The organism is Variovorax sp. GW821-FHT09A10 (assembly GCF_059418385.1).
On the sequence record NZ_JBWKPT010000006.1, the window covers coordinates 275452 to 294243 of the forward strand.

General features: G+C 67.3%; 16 protein-coding genes. 11 read left to right on the plus strand and 5 right to left on the minus strand.

Annotated features, from left to right (window positions below):
- Positions 1-77 precede the first annotated feature (77 nt).
- Positions 78-1121: a rod shape-determining protein gene (locus AC07Q9_RS22970; protein ID WP_056583929.1), complete on the minus strand. Its 1044-nt coding sequence runs from the start codon at positions 1119-1121 to the stop codon at positions 78-80.
- Between the two features lie 216 nt (positions 1122-1337).
- Between AC07Q9_RS22970 and gatC the strand changes: the two genes are divergently transcribed.
- Genes gatC through gatB form a run of 4 tightly spaced genes read left to right on the plus strand, consistent with a single transcriptional unit; the run spans position 1338 to position 6576 of the window.
- Positions 1338-1637 carry an Asp-tRNA(Asn)/Glu-tRNA(Gln) amidotransferase subunit GatC gene (gene gatC / locus AC07Q9_RS22975; protein WP_056583926.1) on the plus strand — a complete coding sequence of 100 codons (300 nt, stop codon included), beginning with the start codon at positions 1338-1340 and terminating at the stop codon, positions 1635-1637.
- Positions 1637-3127 carry an Asp-tRNA(Asn)/Glu-tRNA(Gln) amidotransferase subunit GatA gene (gene gatA / locus AC07Q9_RS22980; protein WP_495311909.1) on the plus strand — a complete coding sequence of 497 codons (1491 nt, stop codon included), beginning with the start codon at positions 1637-1639 and terminating at the stop codon, positions 3125-3127. Before gatC ends, gatA begins: the two co-directional genes overlap by 1 nt.
- Before the next feature lie 8 nt (positions 3128-3135).
- The gene (locus AC07Q9_RS22985; RefSeq protein ID WP_495311910.1) at positions 3136-5031 is read left to right on the plus strand and encodes an RNA/DNA-binding domain-containing protein; all 1896 of its coding nucleotides are present in this window, start codon (positions 3136-3138) and stop codon (positions 5029-5031) included.
- 15 nt (positions 5032-5046) lie between these two features.
- Positions 5047-6576 carry an Asp-tRNA(Asn)/Glu-tRNA(Gln) amidotransferase subunit GatB gene (gene gatB / locus AC07Q9_RS22990; RefSeq protein WP_495311911.1) on the plus strand — a complete coding sequence of 510 codons (1530 nt, stop codon included), beginning with the start codon at positions 5047-5049 and terminating at the stop codon, positions 6574-6576.
- A gap of 48 nt (positions 6577-6624) precedes the next feature.
- On the opposite strand, the gene AC07Q9_RS22995 is transcribed toward gatB, so the two are convergent.
- Both AC07Q9_RS22995 and pyrE read right to left on the minus strand, forming a co-directional pair.
- A complete protein-coding gene (locus AC07Q9_RS22995; protein ID WP_492682455.1) occupies positions 6625-7317 on the minus strand; it encodes a DUF4124 domain-containing protein in 693 nt (230 codons plus the stop codon).
- 12 nt (positions 7318-7329) lie between these two features.
- On the minus strand, positions 7330-8010 hold the full coding sequence (gene pyrE / locus AC07Q9_RS23000) for an orotate phosphoribosyltransferase (protein WP_056583914.1): 681 nt from the start codon (positions 8008-8010) through the stop codon (positions 7330-7332).
- Between the two features lie 12 nt (positions 8011-8022).
- Here pyrE and AC07Q9_RS23005 point away from each other — a divergent pair, with 12 nt between their 5' ends.
- From AC07Q9_RS23005 to AC07Q9_RS23020, 4 genes are read left to right on the plus strand one after another with little or no spacing between them, the layout of a single operon-like run.
- Complete coding sequence (locus tag AC07Q9_RS23005; RefSeq protein ID WP_489060242.1) at positions 8023-8826, plus strand: exodeoxyribonuclease III; 804 nt, start codon at positions 8023-8025, stop codon at positions 8824-8826.
- 15 nt (positions 8827-8841) lie between these two features.
- Positions 8842-10191, plus strand: coding sequence for a hypothetical protein (locus tag AC07Q9_RS23010; RefSeq protein ID WP_495311912.1), 1350 nt, complete (start codon positions 8842-8844; stop codon positions 10189-10191).
- Positions 10188-10997: a DUF1266 domain-containing protein gene (locus AC07Q9_RS23015; protein WP_495311913.1), complete on the plus strand. Its 810-nt coding sequence runs from the start codon at positions 10188-10190 to the stop codon at positions 10995-10997. The genes AC07Q9_RS23010 and AC07Q9_RS23015 overlap by 4 nt, the downstream gene beginning before the upstream one ends.
- Positions 10998-11013: 16 nt before the next feature.
- Complete coding sequence (locus AC07Q9_RS23020; RefSeq protein WP_495311914.1) at positions 11014-13017, plus strand: DUF4034 domain-containing protein; 2004 nt, start codon at positions 11014-11016, stop codon at positions 13015-13017.
- 3 nt (positions 13018-13020) lie between these two features.
- Here AC07Q9_RS23020 and AC07Q9_RS23025 read toward each other — a convergent pair whose 3' ends face one another.
- Positions 13021-13920 carry a LysR family transcriptional regulator gene (locus AC07Q9_RS23025; RefSeq protein WP_495311915.1) on the minus strand — a complete coding sequence of 300 codons (900 nt, stop codon included), beginning with the start codon at positions 13918-13920 and terminating at the stop codon, positions 13021-13023.
- A gap of 72 nt (positions 13921-13992) precedes the next feature.
- Here AC07Q9_RS23025 and AC07Q9_RS23030 point away from each other — a divergent pair, with 72 nt between their 5' ends.
- Both AC07Q9_RS23030 and AC07Q9_RS23035 read left to right on the plus strand, forming a co-directional pair.
- Complete coding sequence (locus AC07Q9_RS23030) at positions 13993-15243, plus strand: flavin-dependent oxidoreductase (RefSeq protein ID WP_495311916.1); 1251 nt, start codon at positions 13993-13995, stop codon at positions 15241-15243.
- A gap of 40 nt (positions 15244-15283) precedes the next feature.
- Complete coding sequence (locus tag AC07Q9_RS23035; RefSeq protein WP_495311917.1) at positions 15284-16246, plus strand: tripartite tricarboxylate transporter substrate binding protein; 963 nt, start codon at positions 15284-15286, stop codon at positions 16244-16246.
- A 23-nt stretch (positions 16247-16269) separates the two neighbouring features.
- Here the strand turns inward: AC07Q9_RS23035 and AC07Q9_RS23040 are convergent, their stop codons facing one another.
- Positions 16270-17124, minus strand: a complete 855-nt coding sequence (locus AC07Q9_RS23040; protein WP_489060251.1) for a M48 family metallopeptidase — start codon at positions 17122-17124, stop codon at positions 16270-16272.
- Between the two features lie 119 nt (positions 17125-17243).
- Here AC07Q9_RS23040 and AC07Q9_RS23045 point away from each other — a divergent pair, with 119 nt between their 5' ends.
- On the plus strand, positions 17244-18638 hold the full coding sequence (locus tag AC07Q9_RS23045; RefSeq protein ID WP_495311918.1) for an AmpG family muropeptide MFS transporter: 1395 nt from the start codon (positions 17244-17246) through the stop codon (positions 18636-18638).
- Positions 18639-18792: the final 154 nt, after the last annotated feature.

Below are 18792 nucleotides of genomic sequence, written 5' to 3' on the forward strand. Positions count from 1 at the left end.
CCCGGCGGTGGTGCGGCATCAAATAACAAAAAGCCGGCCTGCGCAAGCAGAGGCCGGCCGATGATGGCTTTCGCCTTTTACTCGCTCGTGAAGATGCTGCCCAGACGGTCCATGCGCTCCAGGGCGATGCCGCAGCCGCGCACCACGCAGGTCAGCGGATCTTCGGCCACGAGCACCGGCAGGCCGGTTTCCTCGGCGAGCAGGCGGTCGAGGTCGCGCAGCAGCGCGCCGCCGCCGGTGAGCATCATGCCGCGCTCGGCGATGTCGGCGCCCAGTTCGGGAGGCGTCTGTTCCAGCGCGTTCTTCACGGCCGAGACGATGTTGTTCAGGGGGTCGGTCAGGGCTTCCAGCACTTCGTTGCTGCTGATGGTGAAGCTGCGCGGCACGCCTTCGGACAGGTTGCGGCCCTTGACTTCCATTTCCTTGACTTCGGAGCCCGGGAAGGCCGAGCCGATGTTCTTCTTGATGACTTCGGCCGTCGGCTCGCCGATCAGCATGCCGTAGTTGCGGCGGATGTAGTTGATGATGGCTTCGTCGAAGCGGTCGCCGCCCACACGGACCGAGCCCTTGTAGACCATGCCGCCCAGCGAGATCACGCCCACTTCGGTGGTGCCGCCGCCGATGTCCACCACCATCGAGCCCGAGGCTTCGCTGACGGGCAGGCCGGCGCCGATGGCCGCGGCCATGGGTTCTTCGATGAGGTAGACGGCGGTGGCGCCGGCGGCTTCGGCCGCGTCCTTGATGGCGCGGCGCTCGACCTGGGTCGAGCCGCAGGGCACGCAGATGATGATGCGCGGGCTCGGCGTGAGCAGCGTGCGCGGGTGCACCATCTTGATGAACTGCTTGATCATCTGCTCGGTGATCACGAAGTCGGCAATGACACCGTCCTTCATCGGGCGGATGGCCTCGATGTTGCCGGGCACCTTGCCCAGCATGGCCTTGGCTTCGCGGCCGACGGCCTGGATCACCTTCTTGCCATGGGGGCCGCCTTCGTGGCGGATCGCGACCACGGAGGGCTCGTCCAGCACGATGCCCTTGTTGCGGGCGAAGATCAGGGTATTGGCGGTGCCGAGGTCGATCGCCAGGTCGGTGGAGAAGTACCGACGGAAAGCTCCAAACATGTGCGGAATCCTCTGAGCACGGCCTGCGCATCGGCAGGTCGTCGCTCTATTTTTGGGTCGTTTGACGGGGTGAATTGATCGTTTTTGGCGCAAAAGCCGGCGCGTTCGCGGGGGTTGCGGCAAAGGCGGGATAATAACCGAATCCCCTCTGAATCCCGTGTCGGCACCCTCTTCGGCGTGCGATTGCCTCCGGTTTTTTCGACCCGTCAGCCATCTATGTCTCTTTCCGCTTCCGATATTGCACGCATCGCCTCCCTGGCGCGGCTGCAGCTTGCCCCTGATGAAAGCGAGCGCATGCTCACTCAAATCAACGGCTTCTTCGATCTGGTCGAACGCATGCGCGCGGTCGACACCACCGGCGTCGAGCCGCTGGCGCACCCGGTGGCCGCGCTCGAAGACGTGACGCTGCGCCTGCGCGACGACGTCGTGAGCGAACCGAACAACCGCGAAGCCAACCAGAAGAGCGCCCCGGCCGTCGAAGCCGGCCTGTTCCTCGTGCCCAAGGTGATCGAATGATGAGCAGCGGTGAACTGCACCAATTGAGCGTGGTCGCGCTGGCCAAGGCCCTGGCCGACCGCAAGGTTTCGGCCGTCGAGGCCTCGCAGGCGTTCCTGGGCCGCATGAAGGCCCACGAGTCGCTCGGCACCTTCGTCGACGTCAACGAAGAAGTCACGCTGGCCCAGGCCCGCGCGGCCGACGCGCTCATCGCCAAGGGCAACGCGCCCGCGCTGGCCGGCGTGCCGATCGCGCACAAGGACATCTTCGTCACCACCGATTTCGCCACCACCGCCGGCTCGAAGATGCTCGCGGGCTACCGCTCGCCCTTCGACGCGACCGTGGTGCGCCGCCTGGCCGAAGCCGGCGCGGTCACGCTGGGCAAGCTCAGCTGCGACGAGTTCGCGATGGGCTCGGCCAACGAGAACGTCGCCGTGCCCGCCGTGGGCCACGACCAAGCCGTGCCGGTGCGCAACCCCTGGAACCTCGAACGCATTCCGGGCGGCTCGTCGGGTGCCAGCGCGGCGGCCGTCGCGGCACGCCTGGCCCCCGCGGCCACCGGCACCGACACCGGCGGCTCGATCCGCCAACCGGCCTCGTTCTGCGGCGTGACCGGCATCAAGCCGACCTACGGCCGCGCTTCGCGCTACGGCATGGTGGCCTTCGCCTCCAGCCTCGACCAGGCCGGCCCGATGGCCCGCTCGGCCGAAGACTGCGCGCTGCTGCTGTCGGCCTTCTGCGGCCCTGATCTCGACCGCGATTCGACCTCGCTCGACAAGCCCGCCGAAGACTTCGGCCGCTCGCTGAACGACTCCCTCGAAGGCCTGCGCATCGGCGTGCCCAAGGAGTTCTTCGGCGACGGCGTGGCGCCCGGCGTGCGCGCCGCCATCGATGCGGCGCTCGCGCAGTACGAGAAGCTCGGCGCCAAGCGCGTCGAGGTCTCGCTGCCGCGCACCGAGCTGTCGATTCCCGTGTACTACATCCTGGCCGCGGCCGAAGCCTCGAGCAACCTGAGCCGCTTCGACGGCGTCAAGTTCGGCCACCGCGCCAAGCAGTACAAGGACCTGGCCGAGATGTACGAACGCACGCGCGCCGAAGGCTTCGGCGACGAGGTGAAGCGCCGCATCATGATCGGCACCTACGTGCTCTCGCACGGCTACTACGACGCCTACTACCTGCAGGCGCAGAAGGTGCGCCGCATGATCGCGGACGACTTCCAGCAGGCGCTGACGCAGTGCGACGTGATCGCCGGCCCCGCCGCGCCGACCACCGCCTGGAAGATCGGCGAACACGGCGACGACCCCGTGGCCGACTACCTCGCCGACATCTTCACGCTGCCCGCCTCGCTGGCCGGCCTGCCCGGCATGAGCGTGCCCGCGGGCTTCGACGCAGGCATGCCCGTGGGCCTGCAGCTGATCGGCAACTACTTCGGCGAAGCGAAGCTGCTCAATGCAGCGCACCGCTTCCAGCAAGCCACCGACTGGCACACGCGCACGCCGGAGGGCTTTTAGCAACGCGTATGGACGACCTGTCTACCCTGTTGGCTCAACTGGCGACGCTGGTAACTCAAGCTCGTTTCGAGGAGCTTGAGAGCGACACGATCGAGTTCAAGTCATGCCCATCGAACAACCAGGACTGGTCGGAGTGCTACAAGAGCGTCAACGCGTTTCTCAACACTCGTGGCGGCATGCTCATCATGGGCGTCAAGGAAATTGGACAAGGGCCCGACAGAAAGTACGTTTTTTCCGGCTACGACGCAGCTGCCGAGTCCAAACTCGTCGAGATGCGCAAGGCATTCGCCGACTCAGAGAAGCGCATCCTGGACCTGACGGAATATTTGCCGCCTACGGAGATCCGTTCATTCATGGGTGGCCGTATCGCAGTTCAGCGCGTTGATGAACTACCGGCAGACAAGCGTTTTGTTTTTCTGAAAGGCACGGCCTACAAGCGACAACTTACCGGCGACCACGCGATAAAGCAGGGTGAGCTTGATCGGCATGCTGAATTCTTGGAGGAGATCGCACAAGCACGGGAACTTGATCCTCTAGGCAGTGAAGGGGTCGAAAGCGTTGATCTGGATCGAGTCAACGAGTACATATTGCAGTTGAATCGCCTTCAAAAGATTGAGAGCTTGAAGCCGTCTGCAGAAGATGCCATCCCTTTCTTGACGCGCAAGCGTTTTCTTATCGATGGGAAGCTCACCGTACTGGGCGGCTTGGTTTGCGGTGCGTTCCCAGGGGATTTACTTGGCTTCAGGGCTCACGTTCACGGCTACGTGAATGCTCCTGGGAGCGAGACGGTAGTCGTCCAAGACAAACAAGACATGATCGCGAACGTGCTCTCGCTCTTGGAGCAGGCGAATGCGTATGTCCTGAGGAACATCCAAACTGGGGTCTCAACCGCTCAAGGTGGCGTCGTCAATGCACAGTATCCGGAAGCCGTGCTTCGGGAAACGATCAACAACGCGTTGGCACACCGCGACTACTCGATTAACAAACAAGTAGTTATTTCGATCACTCCCGGGAAGCAACTGGAAATCTCCAATCCAGGTCGCTTTCGAGATCAGTTGCTACTTACCCACCCTCAGACCCCGCCCTCTCAAGCAACATCGCTCCTGCGCGTGGTCCCAGAGACGAAGCCACGCAATCCTCGTTTAGCTGACGTACTGCGCGTCTATCGCAAATGGGAAGGCAGGGGCATTGGCATGTCGACGCTGGTAAATCTCAGCCTCGAGAACAAACTCAACCTTCCGTATTTCAAGTTCAAGTCAGATGAAGTTACCTTGGTCTTGCAAGCCGGCGCTCTGCTTGACGCTCGGATGGCGGAGTTATTTGAATCTCGTGACGCGTACATCGCAAAGAAACTTGGCTCTTTCGAGGAGCTATCGACTGAGAAAAAATCAGTCCTTGCCTATCTCATCAAAAGCGAATGGGCAAACCTCGAAGGCAAATATTGCGTACTGCTTACGCCCGACAACAACCATGCTCAAGCGATCAAGACACTAGAGGCAGCTGGCCTGATTGCTCGCGATCCGCGAAGCACTGATCTTTATCCAATTTACGTTGCCGATCGCAGCTTGATGTCGGACAACTTCGAGACGGAGCTGCGTCAACGCTTTGGTAGTTCGATCGACGAGTTGGCCCTGCTATGGCGCAAGGCACTTGCGGTCGTCTATCGCTACAACCACTTCAGTTCTCGCCGTACCGTGAGCGCTAAGCAAGCCAGCTTCGCACTCTGGGCCTCGGAGGGACATGATCAGAACGATATTCGGGCTTTCGACAGCTTTAATCGAAATATCCGCCGAGTTTTCAATCATCTGGAAAATCAGGGATTCATAGAACGCGAAGCGGGTAGTGGCTCCAGGGGTTACGTGCTCTCCCCCAGCTTGAGAAATACACAGAAAACATTGTTTTGAGCCGTTTTTTTTGACATGAGCGAAACCGTGAACACATTCGAAGCACAACAACAAGGCCGCCCGACCGGCCCGCTGGTACGCGGCTATGAAGTCATCATCGGCTTCGAGACGCATGCGCAACTCTCGACCGCGAGCAAGATCTTCAGCCGCGCCTCCACCGCCTTCGGCGCCGAGCCCAACACGCAGGCCTGCGCGGTCGACCTGGCACTGCCCGGCACGCTGCCCGTGATGAACAAGGGCGCGGTCGAACGCGCCATCAAGCTGGGCCTGGCGCTGGGCTCGCACATCGCGCCGCGCAGCGTGTTCGCACGCAAGAACTACTTCTATCCCGACCTGCCCAAGGGCTACCAGATCAGCCAGTTCGAGATTCCGGTGGTGCAAGGCGGCGCGGTGTCGTTCTTCCTCGGCGAAGAAAAGAAGACCGTGCGCCTGGTGCGCGCCCACCTCGAGGAAGACGCGGGCAAGTCGCTGCACGAAGACTTCATCGGCCAGAGCGGCATCGACCTGAACCGCGCCGGCACGCCGCTGCTGGAAATCGTGACCGAGCCCGACATGCGCTCCACCGCCGAGGCCGTGGCCTATGCAAAGGAGCTGCACAAGATCGTCACGTGGATCGGCATCTGCGACGGCAACATGCAGGAAGGCAGCTTTCGCTGCGACGCCAACGTGTCGGTGCGCAAGCCCGGCGACAAGCTCGGCACGCGCCGCGAGATCAAGAACCTGAACAGCTTCAAGTTCATGCAGCAGGCGATCGACTACGAGATCAACTCGCAGATCGACGAGCTCGAAGAAGGCCGCGCCATCGAACAGGCCACCGTGCTGTTCGACCCCGCCACCGGCGAGACGCGCACCATGCGCACCAAGGAAGACGCCGCCGACTACCGCTACTTCCCCGACCCGGACCTGCCGCCGCTCGTGGTGGCCGCCGAGTGGATCGAGCGCGTGCGCGCCACCATGCCCGAGCTGCCGCGTGCCACGGCCGAGCGCTATGTGCGTGACCACGGCCTGTCGGAATACGACGCCGCGCAGCTCACGCAGAGCACGGCACTCGCACGCTACTTCGATGATGCCGTGGCAGCCGGCGCCACGCCGAAACTCGCGAGCAACTGGATCACCGGCGAAATGGCGCGCCGCCTGAACGCCAGTGGGGCAAGTGTCAGTGATTCACCGGTTCAAGCGGTTGCGCTCGCTGGTCTTATCAGGCACATCTCTTCTGGTGCCATAAGCAATAGCGCGGCGCGCCAAGTCTTTGATGCACTTTGGAATCGCGAGTTGAACCCAACCTTGGTCGGGGGAAGCTTTGAGCAGATGGATGCGATGTTCACGGCGTACTTCGAGGCCAAAGGTCTGACGCAAATGAACGACGCCGGTGCGCTCGACAAGATCCTCGACGAGGTGATTGCCAAGAACGCGAAGAACGTCGAGGAATACCGCGGCGGCAAGGAGAAGGCGCTCAACGGCCTCGTGGGCCAGGTCATGAAGGCCAGCGGGGGCAAGGCCAACCCTGCGCAGGTCACCGAGCTGCTGAAAGCCAAGCTGGGCTGATCGCGAACGAGCCCGGGGCCTTGCGCCAGCAGGCCCCGGCGGGTTCGTTCAGCGCGGGTTGCCGCCGTTCTGCGGCGACCAGAGCGTCTTCAGGCGCCCGCGCTCTTCGTCGAAGCGCGCATTCACGCGCTTCTTCTCGTCTTCCTGCTCCGCGATGAAGCGGTTCTGCACGGCCACGCTCTGCGTGTTGTCCTCGATGCGGCGGCGCACCGCGCCGGGCGCCTTGCTCGTGTCCTGCTTGTAGAACTCGAGTTCTTCGTCGATCTTCTTGCGGTCGTCGGCGAGCTCGGCGATGCGCTTCTTCGCGGCCTGGATCACGGCATCGATCTGCGACAGCGCCTCGACGCGCTCGCGGTCGTGCGTGGTGGCGTTGGGGTAGCGCACCAGCAGCGCGCGCTCGCGGCGGCGCTCGTCGATGAGCCGTGCGGCCTGGATGGCGGCTTCGCGCGCGCGGTCCTCGCGCTCCTGCTGCTCGCGCGCCGTGTAGGTCGGCTCCAGCTTGCGGCGCACCGTGCCGCTCGGGCCCAGTTCGCGCTGCTCGCGGTCGCTGCACTCGGCGATCGGCCGGTCGGCCGTGAGCGTGCGCCCGCGCGCATCGACGCAGGTGTAGATGCCGACACCGGGCCCGTCCGTCCTGGCGGGCTGGGCCAGTGCCGTTGCGCACGACGACAGGGCCGCCAGGCCCAGCCACAGCGACGCCACGGCGGCGGCGGAAGAAGGATCGCGCGCGGGGCGTCGCATCGGCGCTGCGTCTCAGGCGCCGTAGCGCGTGCGGTAGGCCAGCACGCGCTCGCGGTGCGCGCCGAGGTCGGCGGCGGCGTTGCCCGAGAGGTAGCTCAGCAGGTCGTCCAGCGTGGCGATGGGCACCACCGCGAGGCCGAGCTGGTTGCGCACGTACTGCACGGCGCTGTGGTCCACGTCGACGCCGTTCTCGGTGGCTTTTTCCTGCCGGTCCAGGGCGATGGCCACGGCATGCGGCGTGGCGCCGGCGGCCTGGATCGCGGCGATGGATTCGCGCACCGCGGTGCCGGCCGACATCACGTCGTCGACGATCAGCACGCGGCCCTTGAGCGGCGCGCCCACCAGATTGCCGCCTTCGCCGTGCGCCTTGGCTTCCTTGCGGTTGTAGGCGAAGGGGTAGTTGCGCCCGCGCCGGGCCAGCTCGGCGGCCACGGTGGCGCCCAGCGGGATGCCCTTGTAGGCGGGGCCGAAGATCATGTCGAACTCGAGGCCGCTTTCGACCAGGCGGTCTGCATAGAATCCGGCGAGCCGCGCGATCTTGGCGCCGTCGTCGAAGAGGCCCGAATTGAAGAAATACGGGCTCATGCGACCGGCCTTGGTCTTGAATTCGCCGAAGCGAAGCACGCCGGCGTCGAGCGCGAACTGGACGAAGTCCTGTGCCACCGCGCTGCTTGTCTGACCGTCTACAGCCATTGGAAATTCCTTGTGTTCAAACTGACCAGTCTCAATCTCAATGGCCTGCGCTCGGCGGCCACCAAGGGCGTCGCCGACTGGGTGGCCGAACTCGCGCCGGATTGTATTTGCATGCAGGAGATCCGCGTCCAGGCCAGCGATGTCGAGGGCCGCTTCGAGCAGATGGCCGGCCTGCAGGGCCACTTCCACTTTGCCGAGAAAAAAGGCTACGCGGGCACCGCCGTCTACACGAAGCATGCGCCCAGCGCCGTGGTGGTGGGCTGGGGTGATCCCGAATTCGACGCCGAAGGCCGCTACCTCGAGCTGCGCTTCGACACGCCCAAGCGCAAGTTCTCGGTCATCAGCTGCTACTTCCCGAGCGGCAGCTCGGGCGAAGAGCGCCAGGCCGCCAAGTTCCGCTTCCTGAAGGGCTTCTTCCCGCACCTGGTGGCGCTGAAGAAGGAGCGCGAGTTCATCCTGTGCGGCGACATCAACATCGCCCATCAGGAAATCGACCTGAAGAACTGGCGCGGCAACCAGAAGAACAGCGGCTTCCTGCCCGAGGAACGCGCCTGGATGACGCGCCTGCTCGACGCCGGCACCGAAGGCGCGGGCCTGGTGGACGTGTACCGCCGCCTCAAGCCCGACACCACGGGCGACGCCTACACCTGGTGGAGCAACCGCGGCCAAGCCTACGCGAACAACGTGGGATGGCGGCTGGACTACCACCTCGCGACCCCGGCCATGGGCGCACTGGCGCGCACCGAGGCGATCTACAAGACGGTCAAGTTCAGCGACCACGCGCCGATCACGGTGGAGTACGACTTCACGCTGTAAGTCGCCCGCCCGTCGATGCCCATCCCGACTCCGTCTCCTTCCACGAGCCCCTCCGCGCCACCTGCCGCGACGGCGGTCTATCTGCCGCGCGACGTGGTGAACGCGCCCGAGGTCAAGGCCGCGATCGCGCGCCGCAGCGCCGAGCGCGGCGACGACGCCGACATGGCGGCCTGGCTGCTGAACCACTTCTTCCGCTGGGCCATCGGCAGCTTCGGCAACGTGCTGCCGGTGCAGTCGCCCGCCGACTACCTGGCCGCGGCCGGGCCCGACAAGCCGCTGCCTGAGTGGCTGGCCAGGCAGCTGCAGCCGCGCGCCCCTGTCGCGGTGAACGCGGCGTCCGCACAGGACAAGGAAAAGTCCAAGGGCCACAAGGCCGAATCGCCCGCCGCCGAAGCCGCCCCGAAAACTTTCTACTACCTCGACCCCGATCACCTGCTGCTGGTCGACCGCGAACGCATGCTGGTCGAGTTCCTGCGCTCGCGGCGCGGCACGCGGCTCGAACAGAAGCTGCAGCGCATCACCTGCTTCATGGCCATGGCCCTGTGGGAGCAGGAGCACCAGCGCATGCAGGCCAAGCGCAACAAGGGCTGGGTGCCCAGCAGCGGCCTGGCACTGAAGGAAGTGCTGCGCACGCCCAACGGCGTGATCTTCGAGTTCATCGGCAGCCATGCGGCCTTGCGCGAGGAAATGGCCTACGAGTCGTTCCACATGCAGCACTGCCTGGGCCAGTTCGCCAACATCAAGAAGCTCAATGGCGGCTACGGCGAGCAGTACGCCAGCGCCGCGCAGAGCGGCCGGCTGCGCCTGTTCACGCTGCGCAGCGCGGGCAACCTGCCGCACGTGACCATCAGCCTCGAAGTGCATGCCGACGGGCTGCGGGTCGACCAGATCAAGGGCAAGCAGAACCGCCACCCGATCCGCAAGTACGCCGACGACGTGCTGCAGTTCCTGCGCACGCTGCCGCCACGCGGCGAGCGCCACAGCGACTGCGAGGGCATGGGCCTGGTGTTCGAGCCCGAGGCCTCGGACACCGCCCGGGGTGAATGGAAGTTCGTCACCGACGTTCAGAGCCCCGATTTCCTGCTCAGCGTGATGAGCGGCAACTTCCACCTGATCGAGCACTTCGAGCAGCCGCCGCCGGCGCTGCAATGGCTGCTGCTGCGCATCGCGCCGCACGAGCTGGCGCGGCTGCGCCAGATGGACGTGGCGGTGGCCGCCGCCGCCCGGCTGACGCTGCCCGCGAACCGGTTGCCGCCGTCGCTGCAGGCGGCCCCCACGCAGGCGCCCGCCACGATGCTGGAGATCGAAGGCATCTCGCTGAGCGCCGCCGTGTGCGCGCCGCCGCTGGGAGCGGCATTGCCATGACGCAGGCTATCGTCATCGTTGTGTTCCTGGGCCTGCTGTACCTCGGGGTGCGCATCGCGTGGTTCGTCGTGCGCACGGCATTCCGCATCGTCGTGCGCGGCTCGGGCACGGCGATCGGCCACATGGAAAAGGCCAACGCCGACCTCGCAGTGCGCGCGGCGCAGGCCAAGGCCGACGCCGGCAAGGTGGTGCCCAACCGCCGCCGCTGGGCGCTGGCGCTCGGCGACATCCTGCTGCTGCGCAATGGCCTGCGCTGCGACAGCGACACGCTGGCGCTCGACGTGCCCGCCGAGCAGCGCCAGCGCCTGGCCAAACAGGTGCTGCGCGAAATGAACATGGCCGCCGACCTGCCCGAGCGCGACATCGCCACGCAGATGCAGGCCGCGCTGGTCGGCTGGGTCGGCGGGCTCGGCCGCACCCACGCCAATTTCTACGAACAGCTCGCGGCCGAAGGCCAGGTGCGCGACGCGCTGGCCTTCGACTGCGCGCGCACCGCCTTCCTGGTGCGCTGCATCGCGCTGCTGGGCTGGGTGCCCGAGTCGCAGGCCTGGCTCGTGCTGTTCCTCAACGCGCAGCGCGCGCAGGACAGCTTCGAGAGCTGGGAAGACTTCGGCCACGCCTATGCGCGGGCTCGGCTGCACTGGCTACGCATCAGCAGCCAGGACGGCCCCGCCTCGTCGCGCGCCACGCTGGAAGTGCAGGAGCACCTGCAGAACACCCAGGGCAACTGGCTCACGCTGCCCTGGAAGCGCTACCGCATCTTCGATCCCCAACCCGTCACTCTCGCCCCCGCCGCGTCGGCCTGACGCGCGAGCCCCGCCCATGACCACACACACGCCCTCCGCCGCAGCGACCGTGATTCCCCCCGCGCCCGCGCGCTGGAAGCTCTGCGACATCGACGCCCTGCTGCGCGCCGGCGATTACGCCGCACTCGACCAGCGGCTCGACGACGCGCTGGCCGCCAGCTTTCAAGACCGCGACGAGGAAGAGCGCTACTACGGCGCCTTGCCCGACGACCTGGCCGGCTGCACCGCCGACGGCGCCGAAGGACTGGCCCGCCTGGCCGCGTGGCAGGCCGCCAACCCGCAATCGGCCCACGCCTGGCTCTGCGAAGCGCACTACTGGTACCACTGGGCCTACGAGTACCGCGGCTCGGGCTGGGCCAGCACGGTCACCGCGCTCGGCTGGGAATGCGCCCATGCCTGCGCCACGCGCTGCGCCGTGGCCGCGCTGCGCGCCCTCACGCTCGCGCCCACGATGTGGACCGCCTGCGCCCTGCTGCTGCAGAGCACCTCGGCCTTCAACGAGCCCGACTGGCTGACCGAGCTGGTCCGCAGCGGCCGCTGGCCCGACAAGCCGCTGCAGCACGACTTTTCGCTGGACGACGATGCGGCCACCCGCGACGAGTTGCTGGCGCAGCTCGCGCGCTCTGGCCTGGCGCACGACGAGCGCGTCGCCTGCCCCGAGGCCGTGCCCACCGCCCTGCCCTCGCCCGTGCAGGGCCGCAAGGTGATCAGCGGCACGTCCTACTGGATCCACGCCACGCTGCACGTGCACCCGCGGCTGTTCTTCTTCATGCGCCAGTGCGTCTGGTTCCAGCAGCCGCGCTGGGGCGGCAGCCACGAGCGCGTGCGCGCCTTCATCGCCTCGCCCGCCTGTGCCCATCTGAACGAGGTCGAGAAAGACCGGCTGCGCCACGAGATCTGGCGCGACGACTACCAGGGCAACAGCGTCGACAAGGACGAAGACCCGGCCGCAGCGCAGCAGCGCATGGCCGCCACGCGCCAGCGCGCCCAGGAGGCGCTCTACCCCTACCACCGCTGGGAAACCCTGCGCTGGCTGGCCGTGAGCCACTACATGCTCGACCAGCATGCCGAAGCGCTGGCCTGCCTGCGCGAGGCCGAGAGCCACCACCCCATCGACGACGACTACGCCATGAACATGGCGGTGCACGTCGCCCTGGAGCAGGACCCCGGCGGCCAGTGGCTGGGCCAGGCCATCTGCAACAGCGCCAACGCCTACGAATGCAACACCGCGCTGATCCTGCACGGCTACTGCAGCCTGAAGGGCGCCTTCGGCTTCGTGCCCAACGCGGCGACCGGCAACGCCTGGCTGGCGGCCGCGCGCGAACGCAACGCCGGCACCGAGAACTGGGACGACCTGGCGCGCGCACTGTGGCGCGTGCCGCGCAACCAGGAAGCCTTCGAGATCCTGGAGATGGGGCTGGCCGCCGGCGACAAATCGTGCCTGCTCACGCTCGGCCTCTTTCATGCCGGCGGCGTGCACGGCCCGAAAGACCGGCAACAGGCGATGCACTTCTACGGCCAGGCGGCACAGGCCGGCAACAGCGTCGCGGCCTACAAGCTCGGCTACCTCTGCCACGACATGGCCTGGGAAGACGCCACGCCCGCGGCGCAGCGCCCCGCGCTGCAGGCGCAGGCCGTCGAAGCCATGCTGAAGGCCCGCGAGTTGGGCCACGACGACGCCACCGAGGGCGCGTTGATGTTCATCAGCGACCTGTCCAACATCCCCGTGCGCCACCGCCACCTGGACTTCGTGCGCGAGCACGCCACCAACGGCGACGCCATCGCCATGGCCGCGCTGTCGACCCTGCTGGCCGACGCCAGCGACAAGGTGCTCTACAACTACCGCGAGAGCGTGCGCTGGATCATGGGCGCGCAGGCCGTGGCGCCCGAGGACGAGTTCGTGGTGAACGTCACCAAGAACACCCACCAGGACGGCTTCCTGTCGTCCACGCTCTACAAGCTCACGCGCCGGCAGATCAAGGCGCACGAGATCCCCGGCGGCGACAACGCGATGGTCTGAGGGCTAACGCGACAGCGCCGGCAAGGCCTTCGCCAGCGTCTCGCTGAAGGCGCGCATCGCCTCGGTCTCGTGCGTGCCGCGCTTGGTCAGGCGAAAGAAGTCCATGCCCACGCGCGGCTTCAGCAGCACGTCGGTCTTCACGCGGTGACGGCGGCAGGCCGCGAGCGCGAAGGTGGGCATCACGGCGGTGCCGAAGCCGGCCTCGACCATCGAGATCAGCGTGCCGAAGAAGTTGAAGGCGGGCCGTTGCGCATCGGCCAGTCCGATCTCGCCGAGCTGGCGCTCGATCACCTTCTGGATCGGGTTGCCGGGCGGCAGGCCGATCAGCGTGGCGCCGCGCAGCGCGGACCAGGGCGCGGTGCCGACCGGCTCGCCGTCGGCCACGGCCTGCGTGACGCGCATCAGCTCGAAGCGCCCCACGGGCGTGCGGTCGAGCCCCGCCGCGGCCTTGAAGAAGAAGCCCAGGCCGAGGTCGGCCTCGCCCGCGGCCACCATCGCTTCCACGTCGCGCAGGTCGGCGTCGAAGAGGCGCAGCGCGACCTGCGGATGCGCCTGGCGAAAGCTCGCGAACACCCACGGCAGCAGGTGCGAGGACACCAGCGGCGTGGCCGCGATGCGCAGCGTCTGGCGCGCCGCGTCGCCCTCGGCGCCGAGTTCGGCGGCCACGTCATCGAGGTCGGTGACGAGCCGCTCCACCACCGGCAGCAGGCGGCGGCCGGCCGGCGTGAGGCTCACCATGCGCGTGGTGCGGTCGAACAGGCGGCAGCCGAGCTGCTTCTCCATCTCGCGGATCAGGATGCTCAGGCCGGCCTGGGTGATGTGCGCCTGCTCCGCCGCGCGGGTGAAGTTGCCGATGCGCGCCACCTGCAGGAAGGCGCGCATCTGGCGCGTGGTCAGGTTCATAAGGATTCATGATAAATCCATATCACATCTAAATTTCCCATATGCCTCGTTTGCGGTCCCAATACGGACCCCATGAGCACCGCACCCCACGAAGTCATCATCCTCGGCGCCGGCATCGGCGGCCTGACCCTCGCCCTGAGCCTGCACCAGGCCGGCATCGCCTGCCGCGTGTACGAGGCCGTGCCCGCGCTGCGCCCGCTCGGCGTGGGCATCAACCTGCTGCCCCATGCGGTGCGCGAGCTGTCCGAGCTGGGCCTGCTCGACGCACTCGACGCCGTGGGCGTGCGCACGCAGGAGGCGGTCTTCTTCACCGAGCACGGCCAGCTCGTGTTCCGCGAGCCCGCCGGCCAGCACGCGGGCTACGACTGGCCGCAGTACTCGATCCACCGCGGCGACCTGCAAACGGTGCTGCTGAACGAAACACGCAAGCGCCTGGGCCCCGACAGCGTGCAGTGCGGCCACCGCTGCACCGGCGTCGAACAGGACGCCAACGGCGTGACGGTGCACTTCGCCGATGGCCGCGCGCCGGTGCGCGGCGCGGTCGCGGTGGGCTGCGACGGCATCCACTCGGCGCTGCGCAAGCAGCTGTATCCGAACGAGGGCGCGCCGCGCTATTCGGGCATCAACATGTGGCGAGGCACCGCGGCCTGGAAGCCCTTTCTCTCGGGCGGCAGCATGGTGCGCGCGGGCTGGCTCACCGTCGGCAAGATGGTGATCTACCCGATCCGCAACGACATCGACGAGCAGGGCCGCCAGCTCGTGAACTGGGTCGCCGAGATCCACGCGCCCCAGCCCGCGATGCGCGACTGGAGCCGCGCCGGGCGCCTCGAGGACTTCCTGCCCGCCTTCGCCGACTGGCACTTCGACTGGCTCGACGTGCCCGCGCTGATCCTGGCCTCCGACACCATCCTGGAGTACCCGATGGTCGACCAGGACCCGCTGCCGCGCTGGAGCCACGGCCGCCTCACGCTGCTGGGCGACGCCGCGCACCCGATGGTGCCGCGCGGCTCCAACGGCGCGGGCCAGGCGATCATCGACGCGCGCTTTCTCGCGGGTGCGATGAAGCGCGAAGGCGTGGGCATCGCGGCGCTCGAGACCTACGACCGCGTGCGCGTGAAGGCCACCACCGACGTGGTGCTGACCAACCGCAGCAACCCGCCCGACACCATCCTGCGCGAGGTGTTCGAGCGTTCGGGCGGCAAGCGCGTCGAGAACCTCGACGAGCTCGTCACGCAGCAGGAACTGCAGGCGATCTCGGACCACTACAAGCGCGTGGCCGGCTACGACCCGGCGGCGCTGAAGGCGCGCGCGTCGTACCTCTGAGCGCCGGCACATTCACCGAACAAAACGGAGACAAGACCCCATGAGATTTCTGACCCGGACCTTCGCCACCCTGCTGGTCGCGGCCAGCGCCGCCGCGGCCCACGCCTGGCCCGACCAGCCGGTGACGCTGGTGGTGCCCTACACGCCCGGCACCGGCATCGACCTGATCGCGCGCCAGCTCTCGGCCCGCCTGCCCGCCGTGCTCGGCCAGCCGGTGATCGTGGAGAACGTCGCCGGCGCCAGCGGCAACATCGGCAGCGAGAAGGTGGCGCGCGCCAAGCCCGACGGCTACACGCTGCTGGTGCAGGTCAACACGCTGGTGATGAACAAGGGCCTGTACAAGTCGCTCGCCTACGACCCGGTGGCCGACTTCACGCCGGTGTCGCAGACCTCATGGGGCACGCTGCTGCTGGTGACCAACCCGTCCACCCAGAAGGCGGGCTCGCTCGCGCAGCTGGTGGCCACCGCCAAGGCCAACCCCGGCAAGCTGACCTACGCCACGCCCGGCGTCGGCACGCCGCACCACCTGTCGATGGCGCTCCTGATGCAGGGCACCGGCACCGACCTGCTGCACGTGCCCTACAAGGGCACGGCCGGCGCCGTCACCGACCTGCTCGGCGGGCGCATCGACGCGATGTTCCTGCCGGTGCACGTGGCGCTGCAGCACATCCAGGCCGGCAAGCTCAAGGCGCTCGCCACCGGCAGCAGCCACCGCCTGCCGCAGCTGCCCGACGTGCCCACCCTGGCCGAGGCCGGCGTGACCGCCGACAACGTCGACATGTGGTACGGCGTGCTCGCGCCCAAGGGCACGCCGGCCCACGTGGTGGCGCGGCTCAACACTGAGATCGCCGCGGTGCTGAAGTCGCCCGAGGTGGCGAAGTCCTTCGAGTCGCAGGGCATGGTGCCCGCCAGTTCGACGCCAGCGGCGTTCGGCGCGCTGATCCAGAAGGACGCGCAGCGCTGGGCGACGGTGGTGAAGAAGGGGAACATCACCGCCGACTGAGCGGGGCGAGAAACGCAGCGCGGCTACTTGCGCGCAGCCGCCCGGTACAGGTTCTCGACCTTCGGCACGTTCGCCTCGAGCTTGGCGATGCGGTCCGGCCCGCTCGGGTGGGTCGACAGGAAGCTCAGGCCGCCCTGGTTCTTGGAGGCCGTGGCCATCTTCTTCCACAGCGACACCGAGGCCTGAGGGTCGTAGCCCGCGCGCGCGGCGAGCTCCAGGCCCACGAGGTCGGCATCGGTCTCGTCGCTGCGGCTGAACTTCAGGGTGATGAGCTGCGTGCCGGCGCGCGCCGCGAGGTCGCCCACCTGGCCGAGCCCCAGCAGCTGCGCGCCGATGGACAGCGCCGCGCCGGTGCCGGCGCTCTTGGCCATGCGCGCGCGGGCGTGTTCGCGCAGCGCGTGCGCCATTTCATGGCCCATGACCATCGCGACCTCGTCGTCGCTCAGCTTGAGCTGCTCGAGGATGCCGGTGAAGAAGGCGATCTTGCCGCCGGGCATGCAGAAGGCGTTGATCTGCTTGCTGCCGATCAGGTTGACCTCCCACTTCCATTCGCGCGCCCGGCTGTTCCACGGCAGGGCGAAGGGAATGAGCCGCTGCGCGATGGTGCGCAGCCGCTGCAGCTGCGCATTGCCGTCACCGGCCAGCGCGCCCTTGGCGCGTGCCTGTTCGAGCAGCTGGCCGTACTGCTGCACGCCGGCCGCCTCGATCTGCTCGGCGGGCACGAGGTTGCGCGCCACCGAGGCATTGCCGACATTGACCTGCGCCAGCGCCGGCGCGCTCAGCGCCGCACCGGCGGCGGCCAGCAGGAAGGCCCGGCGCGGGTTCCATGCCGAGGCTTCGGAGAGGGCGGAAAGGGGGCGTTCGCATCGTGTGCACATAGGTGCCCGGATGATAGGAACAAATGGAGACGAGCGGGCGCGCCGATGTCCCCAACACTCCACGAAAACCTCCGCCTTCGGCTGCGGTGCGAGTGCCTTCGGGCGGCCGGGCGGCACTCATGGACAATCCCCCACTCATGTCCGCACCGCCCGCCGAACCCACCCAAGCCCCCGCGAGCGCCGCGCTGCCCTGGCGCGACGCGCTCAAGGTCTACCTCGAACCCGCCACCCTGCGCATGCTCGCGCTGGGCTTCTCGGCCGGCCTGCCGCTGCTGCTGGTGCTGGGCACGCTGAGTTTCCGGCTGCGCGAGGCGGGCATCGACCGCACCACCATCGGCTACCTGAGCTGGGTCGGGCTGGCCTATGGCTTCAAGTGGGTCTGGGCGCCGCTGGTCGACCGGCTGCCGCTGCCGCCGCTGACCACGCTGCTCGGGCGCCGGCGCGGCTGGCTGCTGCTGGCGCAGGGCATGGTGATCGTCGGGCTGGTCGGCATGGCGATGAACGACCCGCGCCTGGGGCTGCAGCCGCTGATCTGGTGCGCACTGCTGGTGGCCTTCGGCTCGGCCACACAAGATATCGCGCTGGACGCCTTCCGCATCGAATCGGCCGAGACGCGCAAGCAGGCCGCGCTGGCCGCCGCCTATCAAACGGGCTACCGGCTGGCGATGATCTGGGCCGGCGCCGGCGTGCTGTGGGTCGCGGCCTGGGCCGAGGTGGCGCCCGCCGTGGCGGTCACCGGCGCGGCGGCCTACCAGAACGGCGCCTGGAAGACGGCCTACCTCGTCATGGCGGCCTCGATGGCGGTCGGCGTGCTCACGGTGCTGCTGTCGCCCGAACCGGTGCGGCGCGCGCTGCCGAAGGCGAAGAACGCGGGTGAATGGCTTCGAAGCGTGCTGATCGAGCCTTTTGCCGACTTCATCCGCCGCTACAAGTGGCAGGCGGCGCTGATCCTGGCGCTGATCGCCATCTACCGCATCAGCGACGTGGTGATGGGCATCATGGCCAACCCCTTCTACGTGGACATGGGCTTCACCAAGGACCAGGTGGCCACGGTCAGCAAGATCTACGGCGTGATCATGACGCTGGTGGGCGCCTTCGTGGGCGGCGTGCTGTCGATGCGCCTGGGCGTGATGCGGGTGCTGATGCTGGGCGCCGTGCTGAGCGCCGCGAGCAACCTGCTGTTCGCCTGGCTGGCCACGCGCGGGCACGACCTGACGGCGCTGATCGCGGTGGTCTCGGCCGACAACCTGGCCGGCGGCATCGCCTCGGCGGCCTTCATCGCCTACCTGTCGAGCCTGACCAACGTCAGCTACTCGGCCACGCAGTACGCGCTGTTCAGCTCGCTGATGCTGCTGCTGCCGAAGTTCATCGCGGGTTATTCGGGCGCCTTCGTGGACGCCTACGGCTACAGCACCTTCTTCACCGCCACCGCGCTGCTGGGCCTGCCGGTGCTGGTGCTGGTGGCGCTGGCCTCGCGCATGGCGGCCCGCACAGGCGACGGCGAGCGTCAATAGGGCCTGCGCCGGAGCTGTCATCTATAGGAAACAGCCGACGCAACCCGATACGTAACGCTGGTAGGCTGCGACATTCATTGCGTGAAAATTGCGCTTTTCCGCTTTTTCCTCTGTCGTCGACGCCTTTTTCCTTGTCGCGCGCTCCCATATCCAT